At 55.7% G+C, this 17058-nt stretch carries 13 protein-coding genes; 11 read left to right on the forward strand and 2 right to left on the reverse strand.

Features of this window, described 5'->3' with window-relative positions:
* Positions 1-6: 6 nt before the first annotated feature.
* The 7 genes from tsaE to AACZ19_RS09225 all read left to right on the forward strand — a co-directional run bounded on the left by tsaE (position 7) and on the right by AACZ19_RS09225 (position 9951).
* The gene (tsaE, locus tag AACZ19_RS09195; protein ID WP_339633203.1) at positions 7-498 is read left to right on the forward strand and encodes a tRNA (adenosine(37)-N6)-threonylcarbamoyltransferase complex ATPase subunit type 1 TsaE; all 492 of its coding nucleotides are present in this window, start codon (positions 7-9) and stop codon (positions 496-498) included.
* Positions 491-1453: a phosphotransferase gene (locus tag AACZ19_RS09200; RefSeq protein WP_339633205.1), complete on the forward strand. Its 963-nt coding sequence runs from the start codon at positions 491-493 to the stop codon at positions 1451-1453. The genes tsaE and AACZ19_RS09200 overlap by 8 nt, the downstream gene beginning before the upstream one ends.
* The gene (locus AACZ19_RS09205; protein ID WP_339633207.1) at positions 1450-2178 is read left to right on the forward strand and encodes a nucleotidyltransferase family protein; all 729 of its coding nucleotides are present in this window, start codon (positions 1450-1452) and stop codon (positions 2176-2178) included. Before AACZ19_RS09200 ends, AACZ19_RS09205 begins: the two co-directional genes overlap by 4 nt.
* On the forward strand, positions 2178-5162 hold the full coding sequence (addB, locus tag AACZ19_RS09210; RefSeq protein WP_339633209.1) for a double-strand break repair protein AddB: 2985 nt from the start codon (positions 2178-2180) through the stop codon (positions 5160-5162). Before AACZ19_RS09205 ends, addB begins: the two co-directional genes overlap by 1 nt.
* Positions 5159-8554: a double-strand break repair helicase AddA gene (gene addA / locus AACZ19_RS09215; RefSeq protein ID WP_339633211.1), complete on the forward strand. Its 3396-nt coding sequence runs from the start codon at positions 5159-5161 to the stop codon at positions 8552-8554. Before addB ends, addA begins: the two co-directional genes overlap by 4 nt.
* 106 nt (positions 8555-8660) lie before the next feature.
* Complete coding sequence (trxA, locus tag AACZ19_RS09220; RefSeq protein WP_339633213.1) at positions 8661-8981, forward strand: thioredoxin TrxA; 321 nt, start codon at positions 8661-8663, stop codon at positions 8979-8981.
* 76 nt (positions 8982-9057) lie between these two features.
* On the forward strand, positions 9058-9951 hold the full coding sequence (locus AACZ19_RS09225) for an alpha/beta fold hydrolase (protein WP_339633215.1): 894 nt from the start codon (positions 9058-9060) through the stop codon (positions 9949-9951).
* On the opposite strand, the gene AACZ19_RS09230 is transcribed toward AACZ19_RS09225, so the two are convergent.
* On the reverse strand, positions 9948-11441 hold the full coding sequence (locus AACZ19_RS09230; protein WP_339633217.1) for an AMP nucleosidase: 1494 nt from the start codon (positions 11439-11441) through the stop codon (positions 9948-9950). The two genes, AACZ19_RS09225 and AACZ19_RS09230, sit on opposite strands and share 4 nt — an antisense overlap.
* A gap of 125 nt (positions 11442-11566) precedes the next feature.
* Between AACZ19_RS09230 and AACZ19_RS09235 the strand changes: the two genes are divergently transcribed.
* Both AACZ19_RS09235 and AACZ19_RS09240 read left to right on the forward strand, forming a co-directional pair.
* Positions 11567-12532 carry a tRNA-dihydrouridine synthase family protein gene (locus AACZ19_RS09235; RefSeq protein ID WP_339633729.1) on the forward strand — a complete coding sequence of 322 codons (966 nt, stop codon included), beginning with the start codon at positions 11567-11569 and terminating at the stop codon, positions 12530-12532.
* A gap of 126 nt (positions 12533-12658) precedes the next feature.
* Positions 12659-13087: a hypothetical protein gene (locus AACZ19_RS09240; protein WP_339633219.1), complete on the forward strand. Its 429-nt coding sequence runs from the start codon at positions 12659-12661 to the stop codon at positions 13085-13087.
* Between the two features lie 8 nt (positions 13088-13095).
* Here the strand turns inward: AACZ19_RS09240 and AACZ19_RS09245 are convergent, their stop codons facing one another.
* Positions 13096-13740: a VanZ family protein gene (locus AACZ19_RS09245; protein WP_339633221.1), complete on the reverse strand. Its 645-nt coding sequence runs from the start codon at positions 13738-13740 to the stop codon at positions 13096-13098.
* Here AACZ19_RS09245 and AACZ19_RS09250 point away from each other — a divergent pair.
* Together AACZ19_RS09250 and AACZ19_RS09255 are read left to right on the forward strand one after the other, a co-directional pair.
* A complete protein-coding gene (locus AACZ19_RS09250) occupies positions 13650-15122 on the forward strand; it encodes an undecaprenyl-phosphate glucose phosphotransferase (RefSeq protein ID WP_339633223.1) in 1473 nt (490 codons plus the stop codon). The genes AACZ19_RS09245 and AACZ19_RS09250 overlap by 91 nt on opposite strands.
* Positions 15123-15414: 292 nt before the next feature.
* Positions 15415-17055 carry a hypothetical protein gene (locus AACZ19_RS09255; RefSeq protein WP_339633225.1) on the forward strand — a complete coding sequence of 547 codons (1641 nt, stop codon included), beginning with the start codon at positions 15415-15417 and terminating at the stop codon, positions 17053-17055.
* Positions 17056-17058 lie beyond the last annotated feature (3 nt).

The following is a 17058-nucleotide window of genomic DNA, read 5'->3' on the forward strand; positions in this document are numbered from 1 at the left end:
GGCGTCATGGCGCATCCATTGATTTTCCAAAGCCGAGCAAATTCACTTGCCGAGACAGCGGCACTGGCGGAGCGTTTGTCCGAACTCCTCAAGCCGGGCGATATCATTGCGCTTGGCGGGACTCTTGGCGCTGGAAAAACGGCGTTTGTCCGTGCCCTTGTCCGCGCTCTGGCGCGGGAGGATATTGACGTGCCGAGTCCGACTTACAATCTCCTCCTCACCTATGATTTTGATGATTTCTGTCTCTATCACTACGATCTCTATCGTCTGGAGGCACCGGAAGAGGCGTTCGAGCTGGATATCGACGAGGCATTTGACAGCGGGGTTTCCGTAATTGAATGGCCGGATCGCCTCGGCCGTTACCTGCCGGAGGACCACCTGCGCATAGAAATAACGGCGGAGGATGCTGGGAACAGCGAAGCGCGTCTGTTCAGCTTTTACGGTGATGACCGGTGGCGACAAAGGCTGGATGACATCGCGGGGCACGAAAATGCGTGAAGAATCGCTGATTTCTTTTCTGGCGGAAAACAATCTTGAGGGCGCGACGCGTGAGCCGCTGGCCGGGGATGCCTCTTCCCGCCGGTATGAGAGGATTACCGCAAACGACGAGAGTCTGATCCTGATGGATGCGCCGCCCCCTCAGGATGTCCGGGGGTTTGTGACCATTGCCCGGGCCTTGCGAGGGTTCGGATACTCGGTACCGGAGATAATAGCCGAACAGGCGGAACAGGGCTTTTTGTTGCTCGAAGATCTGGGTGATGATGTTTTTGCGCGGCTTTTTGAGGCTGGAGAGTCGGAAGGGCCGCTCTATAAGCTCGCCGTGGATTTTCTTGTCGAACTTGCGAAATCACCGGTCCCGCCGTTCCTGCCAGCGTTTTCCGACGACTATGTCCGCGAGCAGAACGAGATGTTTCTGGAGTATTACGTCCCGGAAAAAATCGGCAAACCGCTGGACGCGGAACCGCGTGCCTTTTATCTTGAAATCTGGGAGAATTTGCTGCCCCGGATGCGCGTCGGTCCCGATGTTATGCTGCTTCGTGACTTTCATTCTGAAAACCTGATTTACCTAAAAGACCGCGAGGGCTTGAGGGCACTCGGTTTGCTCGATTTTCAAGACGCCCTTTCCGGCCCGATGGCCTACGATCTCGTCTCCCTTCTACAGGATGCGCGCCGTGATGTGGCGGAACCGATGGCAGATGAGATGTTTTACCGCTACCTCGATGCAACGGGAGTGGAAGAGGCGGCGTTTCGAGAATCCTATGCCATCCTCGGGGTGCACCGGGCGCTCAGGATCATGGGAATATTTATCCGTCTTGCAAAAGTTGAAGGAAAAAGAAAATATCTTGATATGATCCCGCGCATGCAGAAACACCTTGTTGGCAACCTCGCCCATCCGGGACTTGCGGCATTGCGTAACTGGCTGGATCTCACGGTTGGCGAGGGGCGCTCATGACGGGATTGCCGGAAATTTCCGATATGCGGGCGATGATCCTGGCGGCAGGGCTGGGCAGCCGCCTGCGTCCGATAACAGATAGAACGCCAAAGCCCCTCGTAAAGGTCGCGGGCCGTGCGCTGATCGATTATTGCTTCGAGTTGCTGGAGGTCGCCGGCATTCATCATGTCGTTGTTAACAAGCATCATCTGGCGCAGCAGCTTTCGGCTTATGTGGAGGCTGTTCCGGGGTTCGACATCTCGGTTTCCGATGAAACGGAGGCCTTGCTGGAAACCGGAGGCGGGGTCAGGAAAGCATTGCCTTTTCTCGGATCGGCCCCCTTTTTCGTGCTCAACTCTGACGTCATTGTCCGTGACAACGGACCCAGCTCCATTCGCAAGATGCATGCCCGCTGGCAGCCCGAAGAGATGGATATTCTGCTGCTGTTGCATCCGGTTGAAACGGCCGTCGGATACGCGGGAAGCGGTGACTTCCATATGGAAGAAAACGGCAAGCTGATCCGGCGCACACAGGGAGAAGCCGCGCCCTTCCTGTTCACCGGTGTGCAGCTGATCAACCCGCAGCTCTTCGACGGGATGCCGGAAGGCGCGTTTTCCCTGAACCTTTTGTATGACAAGGCGGCGACGACGGGCCGCCTTTACGGGGTCACCCATGAGGGACAATGGCTGCATGTCGGCACGCCGGACGCGCTGGCGGAGGCAAGCCGGCTAATAGAAAGGGCATAATGGCCAAGCCTGCTAAAAAAAGCACTGTCCTTAATATCCCGGCGGAATTCGGCTTCGTCGATGTAATGGCGAAGGAGCTTTTAAGGCGTCATGGCGCCAACACCCGGAGCCTGAGCGAGATCACCGTGCTTACCACGACCCGCCGCGCCGCGCGAGCGCTGCAAAAGGCATTCTTGCGGGAAACGGCCGGCCGTCCCATGATGCTGCCGCGCATGCGCCCGATCGGGGATGTCGAAGAAGACGAACTCCTGCTGGAAAGTGACATGGGCATCGGCGGAGTGGGGGAGAAGCTGCTGGCACTCCCTCCCGCTATCGACCCGCTCCGTCGGCAGTTGTTGCTGAGTCGCTTGATACAGGCGCGAAATGATAGCTCGGGCGGTCTTGCCGAGGCGGCGGGCCTTGCATCGGCGCTTGCCCGCTTTCTCGATCAGGTGCAAACGGAAGGGCTGGACCTCAAGGACCTCAAAAACCTCGTCCCTTCGGAATATGCCGAACATTGGCAGATCACGCTGGAATTCCTCGAAATCCTGAGTTTGAACTGGCCTGCGATCCTGACGGCGGAAGGGGCCGTAGATCCGGCTCTTCGCCGTGATTTGCTGATGCGGGCTCAGGTTGACCATTGGCAGCACAACCCGCCGGACGCGCCGGTTTATGCGATCGGGTCAACCGGCTCGATCCCGGCCACTGCGCTCCTGCTGAAAACAGTGGCGGAAATGCCGAACGGTACGGTGGTCCTGCCCGGGCTGGATCGTCAGCTTGATGAAAAAAGCTGGAACGCCGTTCGAAACGACGCCACTCACGCTCAGCACGGCCTCGCGCTTCTTCTCGACAAGTTAGGACTGTCGCGGGACGATGTGAGTGATCTCACTGATGAAAGCGCGCGGACATCTACCGCGGCGCGAACGTCATTGTTGGCGGAGGTGCTCCGGCCGGCAGAGACAAGCGATCAGTGGCAACAGGCGAAAGCGCCGGACAAGGAGGCTCTTTCCGGGCTCCGAAAGCTGGATTGCCTGGATGCGCAGAGTGAGGCGCAATCGATCGCGCTGCTCCTGCGGGAGGCATTGGAGACCGAGGGCAAGACGGCTGTGCTTATTACACCGGATCGGGACCTTTCGCGGCGGGTAAGTGCGGAGCTTCGCCGTTGGGATATTGAGGTGGATGACAGCGCCGGTATCAGCCTCGATCAGTCACCGCCTGGTGTTTTCCTGCGACTTCTGGCGCGCATGATTGAGAGTAAAGCTGAACCGGTCTCCCTCCTTGCCGCGTTGAAACATCCGTTGGCCATGGGCGGCGTGGTGCCACAAATATTCCGCCGCCATGTGCGGGCGCTGGAAATGGCGGTATTGCGGGGGCCCCGCCCGGCATCAGGGTTTGCCGGAATTGCACGGGCACTGGAGGACAGTGAGGCCGGGGAAGAGCTCAGGAACTGGTTTCAGGAACTGACGAAAACAGCGGCCTCTCTCGAACAGCTGGCAGCGCGGCGAGCGATTGATTTTTCTGAATTCCTCACCCGTTTCATCGCCTTTGCGGAAACCCTGTCCCGTCCCGAGGGGGAAGAGGGGTCGGCTCTCTGGCAGGGTAATTTTGGGGAAGCCACGGCAGGTTTTATCTCTGAACTACTGCGCGCTGCCGACGTTATTGATGAGTTTGATCCCGCGGCCTGGCCGGAGCTTCTCGATAACCTGATGCGCGGTCGGATGGTGCGTCCGCAATACGGGCTGCATCCGCGTCTGCAAATTTGGGGCCCGATTGAAGGGCGGCTTGGCCGCGCTGATCTGGTCATTCTGGGCGGCCTGAATGAGGGAAGCTGGCCGCCGGATGCGGGAAGCGATCCATGGATGAGCCGTCCGATGCGCGAAAAATTCGGATTGCCGCTGCCGGAGCAGAAAATCGGCCTTTCCGCCCATGATTTCCAGCAGGCATTCGGCGCGGCGGAAGTCGTGATGACGCGGGCGGCTAAAATCGAGGGAACTCCGACGGTCCCTTCGCGATGGCTTCTCCGTCTCGAAACCCTGCTCGAAAAGTTCGATATGACACTTGATACGACAGGGGCGGAGAAAATTTTGAGCTGGCAGCGGCAGTTTGACCAGCCGGTGACGTATGAACCTGTTCTTGCGCCGCGCCCGACCCCGCCCGTTGCGGCGCGCCCGCGCCGTTTGTCGGTCACCCGCATTGAGCAATGGATCAAGGATCCGTATTCTATTTTTGCCGCGCAGATATTGAAACTCCGTCCGCTGGATGAGATTGCGATGGATCCTTCCGCCGCAGACAAAGGCACCTTCATTCACGCTGCCCTTGAGAGATTTATTGAGGAATTTCCGGGCCGTCTGCCGGAAAACGGGCGGGAGAAACTTCTTGAATATGGCCGCGAGGCTTTCGGCGATATGTTCTCCTATCCGTCCGTCTGGGCCTTCTGGTGGCCTCGCTTTGAGCGGATCACGGACTGGTTTATCGCGTTCGAGTCAGGGCGGCGCAAGAGCTTCAGGACATTGCGGACGGAGGCGCACGGGGAAATCCGGATTCCGTCGCCGGCAGCGGATTTTACCTTAAGCGGGACGGCGGACCGGATTGATCAGGCGGTGTCTGATGGCAGCCTGTCCATTCTCGATTATAAAACCGGCATGCTGCCCTCGCCGACGGAGGTGGAGACCGGCGTCTCCCCGCAGCTCGCGCTGGAAGCGGCCATGCTGGCGCGGCGGGGATTTCCCGGGATCACTGTCGCCCCGGTCAGCGAGCTTGCCTACATCAAGCTGAGTGGCGCCGATCCGGCTGGTGAGTTCCGTAATGCCGGTGGCAGCAAGAGCCCTCCGACTGAAACGCTAGCGGATGAGGCATATGAGGGGTTGGTGCGCCTGATTGCGCAGTTCGATCGGCAGGCGACGCCTTATTTGAGCTGTCCGCGCCCTGATCTGCCCTATCGCTTTAATGACTATGAGCATCTGGCACGGGTCAAGGAATGGTCGAGCGGGGAGGATCCGGAATGAGCCTCGACGGTTTGCTTGAAAGCGGTGTTGCCCGACAGAAGGCGGCGGCAGATCCCGAAAAATCTGTCTGGGTTTCGGCCTCCGCCGGATCAGGAAAGACGCGGGTGCTGGTGGAGCGCAGTCTTCGCCTCATGCTCGCCGGGACGCGGCCTGAAAAGATTCTCTGCATCACCTTCACCAAGGCGGCGGCGGCGGAAATGGCTAATCGCCTGAACGGGATGCTTGGCGGCTGGTCGATCATGAACGATACCGCGCTGGCGGCCAGTCTCAGGAACCTAATGGGCCGGACGGCGACGGACACAGAGGTGATGCGGGCGCGGCGGCTTTTCGCAAGTGTTCTGGATGCGCCGGGCGGGCTCAGGATCCAGACCATTCATTCTTTCTGCGAATCCGTTCTTGGCCGGTTTCCGCTGGAAGCCCGGCTGTCCCCGAACTTTGAAGTCATGGATGAACGGAGCGCGGGCGAGATTATGCAGATCGCCCGCGACGACACCCTGCTTGACTGCCGTAAACCCGAAAATGTCTCTCTCGGGTCCGCGTTGCAACTGATCAGTGAAAAAGTGGACGAGGAAAGTTTTACGGATTTGCTGGGAACCATCGCACAGAAACGCAGTCGCCTTATGGCGCTCCGGCGGGAGTTGGGCGGGACAAATGCCGTGATCGCGGCGCTTGCAAAGAAAATCGGCATAGACGCGGATGCAACAGAAGCGCATCTGATCAATCGCGCCTCCCGTGAGACCACCTTTGACGGGACCGCCTTACGCCGGGCGGTGGACCATCTTCTGCCGGGTGGCAAGAGCGATGTTAAAATGGCGGAAAAAATGGCGCCATGGCTCCTTCAGCCGGATCGGCGGGATGAGTTCTTCTGGGACTATGTCTCCGCGTTTTTCACGCAAGCCGGAACAATCAAGGCGAAGCTTGCAACCAATGCCGTTGTCGATTCAATGCCGGAAATTCTGGATGTGCTCTCCGCCGAGGCGGAGCGGCTGGAGCGCGTCCAGGAGAGCATAAAAAAAGCCAGGGTACTTGCGTCAACATCCGCGCTGATACGGCTTGGCTCGGCGTTAGTGGATCGTTATGAGACGGAGAAAGCACGGCGCGGACGGCTCGATTATGACGACCTGATTCTGAAAACCCGAGACTTGCTCACTGGTGACGGAGTTGCCCCTTGGGTGATGTTCAAACTCGACGGCGGAATTGAGCATATCCTTGTTGACGAGGCGCAGGATACGAGCGCCGAACAGTGGCAGGTTATTGCCGCACTTGCCGAAGAATTCTTTACCGGATATGGCGCTGTGGAGACTGACCGCACCCTTTTTGTTGTCGGCGACGAGAAACAGTCCATCTATTCCTTTCAGGGTGCCGACCCGGCGACCTTCGATGTTATGCGCCGCGAGTTCGAGGATCGCGCCGGAAGTGCGGGTAAGGATTGGCGGAACGTCCCGCTTGACCTTTCTTTTCGGTCAACGGATGCCGTCCTCGATCTTGTTGATCGGGTTTTTGCGGATGAGACGGCGCGGCGCGGTCTTACAGCGGCGGGCGATACGATCAAGCATTTGGTCCGCCGGACCGGGGAGGCCGGGCTGGTTGAAATCTGGCCGACGGTGAAACCGCCGGATATTGAAGCGACGGATCCCTGGGAAATGCCTTTGGCACAAAATCTCGACAGCAAGCCCGCGGCGCAACTTGCGAAAAATATCGCGCTGCAGATTCGGCGCTGGCTGGAAAAGGGCGAGATTTTAAGTGCAACCGGGCGACCGATTGCCCCGCGGGATATCATGATTCTGGTGCAAAGCCGGAACAGTTTTTTCAGCAACATTGTGCGCGCGCTCAAGCTTGCCGATATCCCGGTCGCGGGAACAGACCGGATGGTGCTGACAGAGCAGCTCGCGGTGATGGATTTGTTGGCGCTTGCGCGCTTTGTCCTGTTGCCCGAAGATGATCTCACTCTTGCCGTTATTCTCAAAAGCCCCTTTGTCGGCTGTGACGATAATCAGCTGTTCGAGCTGGCCTATGACCGCAAAGACAGTCTCTGGCGGGTGCTACGCGACAACAGAACGGGATTACCCGTCTTCGATAAAGCCCGGGCGTTCCTCGGCGAGCTGCTGGCCCGTGCCGACTTTGTGCCGGTCTATGAGTTCTTTGCCGATATTCTGGGCCGGCTGGGCGGACGGGAGAAGCTGCTTGCGCGGCTTGGCGAGGAAGCGGCCGATCCGATTGAAGAATTTCTGTCGCTTGCGCTCGGGTACCAGCGGACCGAGGCGAGCTCTCTTCAGGCGTTTTTGCACTGGATCGAAGCCGGGGCGGCCGAAGTCAAGCGTGATATGGAGCAGGGGCGCAACGAGGTGCGGGTGCTCACCGTGCATGGGTCGAAAGGCCTGCAGGCCCCCATCGTTTTCCTTCCCGATACCTGCCAGACTTCCAGATCGTCTAAAAATTCGACGGTTTTCTGGACGGAAGGGGCAGCTCCGTTCCCGCTCTGGCCGGTGAAGACGGGCAATGACGACCCGCTTTCTGCCGCGGCCCGCCAAATGGCGAAAGACCGGCAGCTGGAGGAGAAAAAGCGCCTGTTATATGTGGCGCTTACCCGGGCAGAAGACCGGCTTTATATTTGCGGATGGGAAGGCAAGAACAAGCGAAGTGAAAACTGCTGGTACGAGTTGATCGATCCGGCATTCGGCGAGGGGGTCCAAGAGGTTGAGCTTCCCTGGGGCGAAGTGGCGCGGCGCTGGTCGAGTGGTGAAGTGGTTGAGAAACAGCTTGAGCAGGTTGTCGCCCCGCAAACACAAGTGCCGTTGCCCGACTGGATCAAACGTCCTGCGCCGGAAGAACCATTGCCGCCGCGCCCGTTGGTGCCCTCCCGGGATCCGGACGAGACCACGGTTTCCTCTCCCCTTGGCGGGGAAGATGGAAAACGCTTTCATCGCGGCCTGTTAATTCACCGGTTGCTGGAAACATTGCCTTCCATATGGCCTGAGAATCGAGAAAGGGCCGCCGCGAGCTGGCTGGCCCGGCCTGTCCACGGACTTGATGAGGCCGGACAGGCGGAAATCCTGAAGGAGACCATGGCCGTTATCAATGATCCGGAGTTTTCGGCGATCTTTGGTCCTGACAGCATGGCCGAAGTTCCGATCACCGGTGTCGTTGATGGGCGTGTACTCTCGGGGCAGATCGACCGCCTGCTCGTCGGGGAGGAAGAAATCCTGATTATCGATTACAAGACAAACCGCCCCTCTCCGAGGGAAATTGAGAAAGTTCCTGCCATATATATAAGGCAAATGTCGCTTTATCGGCGCTCCATGGCCGAAATGTATCCTGGAAAAGTGGTAAAATGCGCACTTTTATGGACAGAGGGCCCGCATCTGATGAGTCTGCCGCCGGAAATTCTGTGAGCTTGTTCACTTGACGTTACGATATGCGATACGTAATTATAGTCGTAAGGAGTTTTCGCCGGGGTGCCGGAGAACTTTGTTATTCATTGACTGAAATGAGGATATTATGGCCACTACGAAAGTCACCGACGCTTCCTTCAAGGAAGATGTTTTAGATAACTCAGGCCTGGTTCTGGTCGATTTCTGGGCAGAATGGTGCGGTCCTTGTAAGCAGATTGCCCCGGCTCTTGACGAAATTTCCCAGGAAATGGGCGAAAATCTGAAGGTTGCCAAGGTCAATATTGATGAAAATCCGGGTACGCCGTCGAAGTATGGCGTGCGTGGAATTCCGACATTGATGCTGTTCAAGGACGGGCAGATTGCCGCAACCAAAGTTGGCGCTTCGCCAAAAAGTGTGATTGAGGACTGGATCAGGTCAGCCAGCTGACGCGAAACACGATAAAATGAATGTGAAAAGCGGGTCTTTCAGGCCCGCTTTTTTAATTAGAAGGAAATTGCGATCCATGGCGAATATGATATGCAACGGCCTCTCGCTTGAGTATGAAGCATTCGGTGATGCAGACAAACCAGCTGTCTTTCTGATCGCGGGACTGGGATTCCAGTTGATTGACTGGCCAGTAGCATTTTGCGAGAGCGTCGCGGCGGAGGGATTTCATGTCATCCGCTTCGATAACCGGGATATTGGCCTCTCACAAAAGCTGAATGAAAAAGGCATCCCGGATCTCGGCCGGATCATGCAGCAGCTTCAAAATGGGGAAGTGCCCGCTGTGCCTTACCATTTAAGCCAGATGGCCGCAGACCTTGCCGCGCTGATGGAGGGGCTTTCTATTCACCAGGCACATATTATCGGCATGTCGATGGGGGGCATGATCGCGCAGCTGATGGCGATTTTCTATCCGGAAAAGGTTCTTTCCCTGACTTCCATCATGTCCTCCAGCGGCAACCGGCAGCTTCCTCCGTCAACGCCCGCGGCGACGTCTGTCCTGATGTCGGCACCCGCAAGCCAGGATGTTGAGGATGTGGTTGATTTCGGCCTGAAGGTGAATGACGTGATTGGCAGTCCGGGGTATCGCTGGGACCGAGACGCGCTGAAAGATCATATTCGTACCTGTGTGACAAGGAACTATTCACCGGCAGGATATATGCGCCAATATGCTGCGGTGCTTGCCTCGAACCCGCGGGTGTCGGAGTTGCCGGGCGTCACGGCGCCAACCCTCGTGATTCATGGAAAAGACGATCCGCTAGTGCCGCCGGAAGCGGGCATGGACACGGCGCGACTGATTCCGGGTGCGAAGCTGGAACTGGTTGCGGGAATGGGGCATGACCTGTCGCCAGCCCTGTGTGAGCATCTCGCAAGTCTGGTAATTCCGCATCTTTCCGCGAACAGATCAGGCTAGCGAAAGGCGGGCTCGTCGAAACTGCGCAGTTTTCGGGAATGCAGGCTTTCAACGCCGCGCAGGCGGAGCTGTTGCAAGGTGTCGATGCTGATATGCAGATGCTTTGCCGTGCGCCCCTCATAGAATTTGTTGGCCATGCCGGGCAACTTGATTTCCCCGTGGATCGGCTTGTCGGAGACACATAAAAAGGTGCCGTAGGGAACCCGGAAACGAAACCCGTTGGCGGCAATGGTGGCGCTTTCCATATCGACGGCAATCGCGCGGGACTGGTTGAATCTCACCGCCAGCTCCTTATGGCGAAGCTCCCAGTCGCGGTCATCTGTCGTATAGACTGTACCTGTACGGAAATGTTCCTTGATATCGCTGCCGCCGGTGGAAACATCGGCGGCGCGCGCGACCGCCTCGGTCAGGGCAACCTGTATTTCGGCGATAGCGGGAAGCGGTACGGAAGAGTGAATATCCTCATCCAGGACATGATCCTCGCGGACATAGGCGTGGGCGAGGACAAAATCGCCAAGCCGCTGCGTATGGCGCAAGCCGCCGCAATGACCGACCATCAGCCAGCAATGGGGGCGCAAGACAGCGATATGGTCGGTAATTGTCTTGGCGTTGGACGGTCCGACGCCGATATTGACCAATGTAATACCCATATGCTTTTCACCGACCAGGTGATAGGCCGGCATCTGGGGAAGGTGGCTCGGTGCGATTCCGCTCGCTGGTTCACCCGTTAGTTTCGGGTTTGGCGTAACAACATTTCCCGGTTCAACAAAGGCGCGATATTCGCTCCCTTCCAGGACCTGTTTCTTACCGTAATCGATAAATTCATCGACGTAGCGCTGATAGTTGGTGAACAGTACGAACCGCTGGAAATGCTCAGGGACGGTGCCGGTGTAGTGGGAGAGGCGGGCAAGGGAATAATCCACCCGCTCTGCTGTAAAAAGCGCCAGCGGGCGCGGCATTCCTTCCACAGGGACATAAGTGCCGTTGGCGATGCTATCATTGATATTCGCAAGGTCCGGCATGGTGAAGATGGCCTGAAGTGCCGGTATATCATTGGCGGAAACATCTGAGGATGCGGATTCAATTACGAACGGGAGCGGCATTGACCTGTCACTCAGACCGACATAGATCGGGCGTTGATGATTCTTCAGGATCAGCCGGATCTGCTCCTTGTAATAACTTTCGAAAAGCTTTGGCTGCGTGAGGGTGGCGCCGAAAGTACCGGCGGCATCGATTTTCCCGTAAGAGCGTTTTCCTGTGCGGTTGATATCCGTGGATTCAACGGTAAGACCGAGATAGGGATAGTAAGCGGGATCGGCGGGACTTGTCCGGTCTCCGGCCTCGAACTCGGAAAAGCGTGTTTTTATTTTTTCAACATTTTCTTCATAAAGCGCCGTAATCCGGTTAAAGGCTGCGTTTTCATCCGAGAATTCCTGAAGATCCGTCACATTTCCATGATTTTGATCCACGCCAACCAGAAATTCACTCATAAATATCGTCCTTCTACGGCGGACTGCCCCTATGACAGCCCAAATAACTTTCATTCTCTATGTTTATGGTTATTTTATCATTAAAAGATGACAAGGAAAATAGAGGAATAGACGCTTTGGCGACAGTGACGCTGGCTCCGATGGAAGGGGTTGTCGATGTATATATGCGCGATATTCTGACTCGCATTGGCGGGTTTGATCTTTGCGTCAGCGAATTCGTGCGCGTCAGCCAGAATCTGTTTCCGGCGTCGGTTTTTTACAACTACTGCCCCGAATTGAAACAGGGCGGAAAAACCGCGGCGGGCGTTCCCGTACATGTTCAGATCATGGGCGGCGAAGTTCAGGTCATGGCCGAAAATGCCGCCTTTGTCGCTGAACTTGGTGCGCCGGGGATCGATATTAATTTCGGCTGTCCCGCTAAAACCGTGAACAGGCATGACGCCGGGGCAACCTTGCTGCAATGGCCTGAACGGTTGCATAATATCGTGTCTGCTGTCCGCCGGGCAGTCCCCGATACGGTTCCGGTCAGCGCGAAGATGCGGCTCGGTTTTTCCGAAAAGACATTGGCCATGGAAAATGCCCTTGCCATCGCGGAGGCGGGCGCAGGAAAACTGACCATTCACGCGCGCACCAAGCTGGAAGGGTACAGGCCACCAGCGCATTGGGAGTATCTCCGACCGATTGTCGAGCAACTGGACATCCCCGTTGTCGCCAATGGCGAAATCTGGACGCCGGACGATTACCGCAACTGCCGGAAAATAAGCAGTGCAGAGCATGTCATGGTTGGTCGCGGTGTTATCGCCCGGCCCAGCCTTGGCCGGGAAATTGCCGCAAGCCGAGGAAACAGCAGTCAGCAGATAATGTTCGACTGGATAGGAATTCTGGAGGTGATTGCCGAATATCATCACCTGATCAAGGCAATGAATAATCCGCCACGGCAAGCTGGCAGGTTGAAGCAATGGATCAAGTTGCTGGCACGAAACTATGAAGAAGCCGGGCCGCTATTCATGGCAATCCGCCGGTTTGATAGCCCAGACGAAATCCTGCGTGAAGTCGAATTGACACAGGAGCGGGTTTTCAGGGCCGCTTAGAAGTTATCAGGCGATTAAAAATGAGTATATGGGGGACGTTTGGTGGCATTTGATATAGGTTTGGGGCGCCTTTTGGTCGCTGGCGCCAGCATGATACTTTTAACCAGCTGTACGGTACCCCCGCAAATGAAAATGTCTCTCGGTCAGGCCCTGCTTAAGGAAACAGGATATGAACTTGGGCCCGAAAATCCCGCCTATGGAACTGACGGCGCGGCATGCGCAGCGGAAAGCCGCTATCAGGGCGATAGCGGCCCCATCCTGGTGCTGGTCTGTGTTGCACCTTTGGAAAAAGAAGACAGACGAATTCGGTATCGCATAAACTACAGCCCTCCGGCAGCCGGTCATCGGATATGGAAAATTGATGCAAGCCTGCCGGACGAAAGTCTCCAAACCCTGGGCATTATTGAAGAGATGGAACGCAAATACGGAGCGGCCAAGTCAACGGCAAACGCGCGTATATTTACTTGGCAAGCGGGGACTGCGCATCTTGAAATTGAAGAGGATCGTTATGGGGTGCAGATCTCTTTATGGGATAGGGCCGTGAGGCAGGATTAGGGGCGGTTTCAGCGGTTCCGCCAATAGAGGACAAGCACCATCAGGACCGCTCCTGCCATGACACCTGATAAATTTGCCACAATATCCAGAAGTTCAAAGTCCCGCCCGGTAAATGGCTGGAGAAATTCGATTGTGACGCTTACGATAAAGGTAAGCACGCAGAGCAGGCTTCGTCTATACCAATTCTGCCCCGCGTGACAGCCTATATGGGCGAGGAGGGCATAAGCCGTAAAATGTCTGACTTTATCATTGACCAGACCGGTGAATGAAGGCTCGTTTCCAGGAGGCAGGAGGGATAGCACCGTTAGAGCGATAACGCCAAATCCCCAAAGGAAATAAGCAAGACGGTAATTAATTTGGAACTTAGTAATATTCACGGACATTAGTGTACCGGTCGCGTACAGTTTATAAAAAATTAACGATAAACAATGTAGATTGTTATCGATAGATTCATGGTTTGTAGTATTTTCTGTGGGCGCCGTCGAGATAAGCTTTACCAGCCGAAATATGACACTAGGTTTTTGAGCAGTGTGACAATGGCGCCTGTTATCGGAGTAACTCGTTGAACAAGATACCGGAGAAGGGACTGGACGGCAAACATGCCGTAGCCGAGGATGGACCTGTTTACACTGGCGGGTATCCCCTGTCTTCACGAGTATTGTCCCGTATTTTCAATGTCCTGGATCTACTGTGGCTGTTTCTGGCGGGGTATGTCACTTATTCTGTGGTTATCGGCGGTAACCTGATTACCCATGATAAGTATCTTTACGCCGTGGTTCTGACCCTGTTCATATTTTTCTTTCTGGGGCGCTATGGCGGCATCTATTCCTTCTCAACGCTTCTCGCGCCACTGACCAACCTGCCAAATCTTGCGATTGTCTGTATGACAACCTTCATACTGTTGCTGGCGGTCGGTTTTTCGCTCAAGGTATCGGACGACTATTCACGGATCTGGGTTTACAGTTTCGGATTGGCATCCTTCGCCGTGATCCTGATCTACAGGCTAATCGCGTTTTTTATTATCAACTATCTGGCAAGCCGCGGATTATGTACGCGAAAGGTCGTTGTTCTGGGCGGCGGCAAGCAGACGGAACAGCTTCTGCGACAATTGGCGGATGAAAAGCCTGTGGTCAATAAGGTCGTTGGTATTTTCGATGATCGCATCGGACGTGTAGCCCCGACAATTGCGGGCTATCCCCTGCTCGGGAACATTGACGCCCTGATCCAGTTCGTCAGAAACAACCATGTTGATGACATCATTGTCGCGCTGCCCTGGAATGCAGATGAACGGCAACTTGAGATAGTTAGCCGCCTGCGCCAGTTGCCAGCCCATGTGCATCTGGTCTCTGACTTGGTGGGCTTTCGCTTTCCCTATCGGCCGTCGCCCAACCATTTTGGCGGGATTCCGATGATTGAGGTGGTGGATTCACCCATGTCCGGTTTCAAGATCGTGGTCAAGGCCCTAGAAGACCGTATTCTCGGATCACTGGCGCTGCTGGTTTTCTCGCCGTTCTTGCTCATGATTGCCGTGGCCATCAGGCTGGAGAGCAGAGGCCCGGTCCTTTTCAAGCAGAAGCGTTACGGCTACAACAACAAGGTCTTTGAGATTTATAAATTCCGCTCTATGTATCATGACGGTGAAGAGCGCAAGAAGACGGTTCAGGCATCGAAGGATGACCCCCGCATTACGCGGGTTGGAAAGTTCATCCGTCGGACCAGCCTCGATGAATTGCCTCAGCTGTTTAACGTCGTCAACGGCACAATGTCACTTGTCGGACCAAGGCCGCATGCCATTGATCATAATGAGGAATATTCGGCCCTCATTGATGGCTATTTTGCCCGCCATAAGGTGAAGCCCGGAATTACCGGATGGGCGCAGGTAAAAGGCTATCGCGGTGAGACGGACACGTTGGAAAAGATGGAAGCTCGGGTGAATTACGATACTTACTATGTCGAGAACTGGTCACTGTTTTTTGACCTTCAGATATTAGTCATGACAGTGTTCGTCGGATTTATTAATAAAAACGCCTATTAACCATATCATCGCTTGACATCGGCATCGTTGATGCGGACAAAGAGAGCGGCAGAAAAGTATGATTTCTCCCATTTTTCGGACCATCAGAACAGGCCGGGAGACCGTAAGAATTAGCGTAATGTTGCTAATTTATTTCGATTACAATTATTCCTTAAGAGTTTTTGTCTATGATTTGTGATGGTAATTGTTGATTGACGTTATGGGCGGTAAGGTAGCTGGGCCTAGGTTTGGTTAGCGGTTGCGGGCAATAGATATATTTACTTTGATTTGATTGAAGAGCTTGAGCATTGGAATGAGCCAGGATTTTACGATACAGGAAGAAGAGTCGTCGCCGATAAACCTCGGGTCGATCATCGGTGCGGCGAAGAGACGGTTTCTGTTTTTTCTGATCCCGTTTGTACTTATTCTGGTTGGCAGCGTTATTGTCGGCCTGATCCTGCCGCCGAGTTATCTGTCGGGGGGGACCATTCTGGTCGAGACGCAGCAGATTTCGCCTGATCTTGTTGAATCGACGTTAAATACGGACCCGAACCAGCGGATCAAGGCGATTGAACAGCGGGTGATGACACGGGAGAACCTGCTCAAGATTATCGATAAATATAATGTCTATGGCAATGACCGGAAGGTGATGACGGTCTCTACCTTGGTGGACTGGATGCAGGAGAACATCCAGATCGCGGTTATCACGTCGTCGCTTGGCGGGCGCCGGGGGGAGGCGACGATCGCCTTCAAGGTCGGTTTTATTCATGAAAGCCCGCAGATTGCGACGGATGTTGCCAATGAGCTGGTGACCTTGTTCCTGAGCGAGAATGTACGGACGCGGACGGAGCGGGCGACGGAGGCGACAGCGTTTATCTCCGAGGAGGCCGAGAAAGTGCGTCGTCGGCTGGCCCAGGTTGAAAGCGAGATTGTTGACTACAAGCGCAAGAACAAGGATGCGCTTCCGGAACATCTCGGGTTGCGCCAGAACATGCTGGAGCGGACGGAGACGGAGATCCGGGATATGCGGCGTGATATCCGGGCGCTGGAAGAAGAGAAGCGGTATTTGCAGATTGAGCTGACCTCGGCGCGGACGGGGCGAACGGCGGAGGGCGGCCTTCAGCAGTCGGAGCCGGCGCAAAGCCTGGCCACCCTGAAGGACCAGCTACTGGATGTGTCCTCGCGCCTGACGGATTCGCATCCGACGGTTATTTCGCTGAAGAAGCGGATAGAGGCGCTTGAGCAGCAGGTTGAGGCGGAGACGGCGGCGGCTTTGGCGGCGAGCCAGGGTCAATCGTCTGCGCCGACGGCGTATAATCCGGTTGTGGAGACGCTGCAGGTGCGGATATCGGCGACGGATGAGAAGATTGCGGAACTGCGCCGTCAGATCAGCGCGGCCAGCGGGCGGTTAAAGGACCTTGAGGCGATCATCCTTGAGATCCCGCAGGTCGAGCGCGGATTTGCAAGTTTGAACCGGACTTATGAGGATCTCCTGGCGAAACTGAACTCCCTTGAAACCAAGCAGGCGCAGGCGCAGCTGTCGCAGAATCTGGAAGAAGAGAAGAAGGCGGAGCGGTTTGTGCTGCTGGAGCCGCCGATCATCCCGACGGAACCGATCTCGCCGGATCGTCCGAAGATCATGGGCGTTGGCGCCTTGTTTGCGCTTGCGGTCGGGGTTGGGTTTGTCTTCCTGATTGAGTTTTTTGACAAAAGAATACGCAGCGCCTCGGAGCTGGAAGCGGTGCTCAAGCACCCGCCGATCGTTTCGATTCCTTATATTCACACCCAGGAGGAAGCGGGCAGGCAGCGTCTGAAGATTGTTTTTTATGCGCTTATACCCATTGCGGTGATCGCGCTGTTGCTGGTGATTGTGCATTTTCTGTATCAGCCGCTGGATGAAATATTCTACAAGGTCTGGGTGGCCTTTGATCAACTCAGAGTCACATTGTTTTAGGGG

It is taken from the genome of uncultured Sneathiella sp. (assembly GCF_963973085.1).
Lineage (GTDB): Bacteria > Pseudomonadota > Alphaproteobacteria > Sneathiellales > Sneathiellaceae > Sneathiella.

What these genes read in the sequence shown, in the direction of transcription:
- AACZ19_RS09230 (WP_339633217.1), bottom strand. Translation starts at nt 11,441, where the DNA reads ATGAGTGAATTTCTGGTTGGCGTGGATCAAAATCATGGAAATGTGACG.
- AACZ19_RS09240 (WP_339633219.1), top strand. Translation starts at nt 12,659, where the DNA reads ATGAAAATGTCTCTCGGTCAGGCCCTGCTTAAGGAAACAGGATATGAA.
- AACZ19_RS09205 (WP_339633207.1), top strand. Translation starts at nt 1,450, where the DNA reads ATGACGGGATTGCCGGAAATTTCCGATATGCGGGCGATGATCCTGGCG.
- tsaE (WP_339633203.1), top strand. Translation starts at nt 7, where the DNA reads ATGGCGCATCCATTGATTTTCCAAAGCCGAGCAAATTCACTTGCCGAG.
- addB (WP_339633209.1), top strand. Translation starts at nt 2,178, where the DNA reads ATGGCCAAGCCTGCTAAAAAAAGCACTGTCCTTAATATCCCGGCGGAA.
- AACZ19_RS09255 (WP_339633225.1), top strand. Translation starts at nt 15,415, where the DNA reads ATGAGCCAGGATTTTACGATACAGGAAGAAGAGTCGTCGCCGATAAAC.
- AACZ19_RS09225 (WP_339633215.1), top strand. Translation starts at nt 9,058, where the DNA reads ATGGCGAATATGATATGCAACGGCCTCTCGCTTGAGTATGAAGCATTC.
- AACZ19_RS09200 (WP_339633205.1), top strand. Translation starts at nt 491, where the DNA reads ATGCGTGAAGAATCGCTGATTTCTTTTCTGGCGGAAAACAATCTTGAG.
- addA (WP_339633211.1), top strand. Translation starts at nt 5,159, where the DNA reads ATGAGCCTCGACGGTTTGCTTGAAAGCGGTGTTGCCCGACAGAAGGCG.
- trxA (WP_339633213.1), top strand. Translation starts at nt 8,661, where the DNA reads ATGGCCACTACGAAAGTCACCGACGCTTCCTTCAAGGAAGATGTTTTA.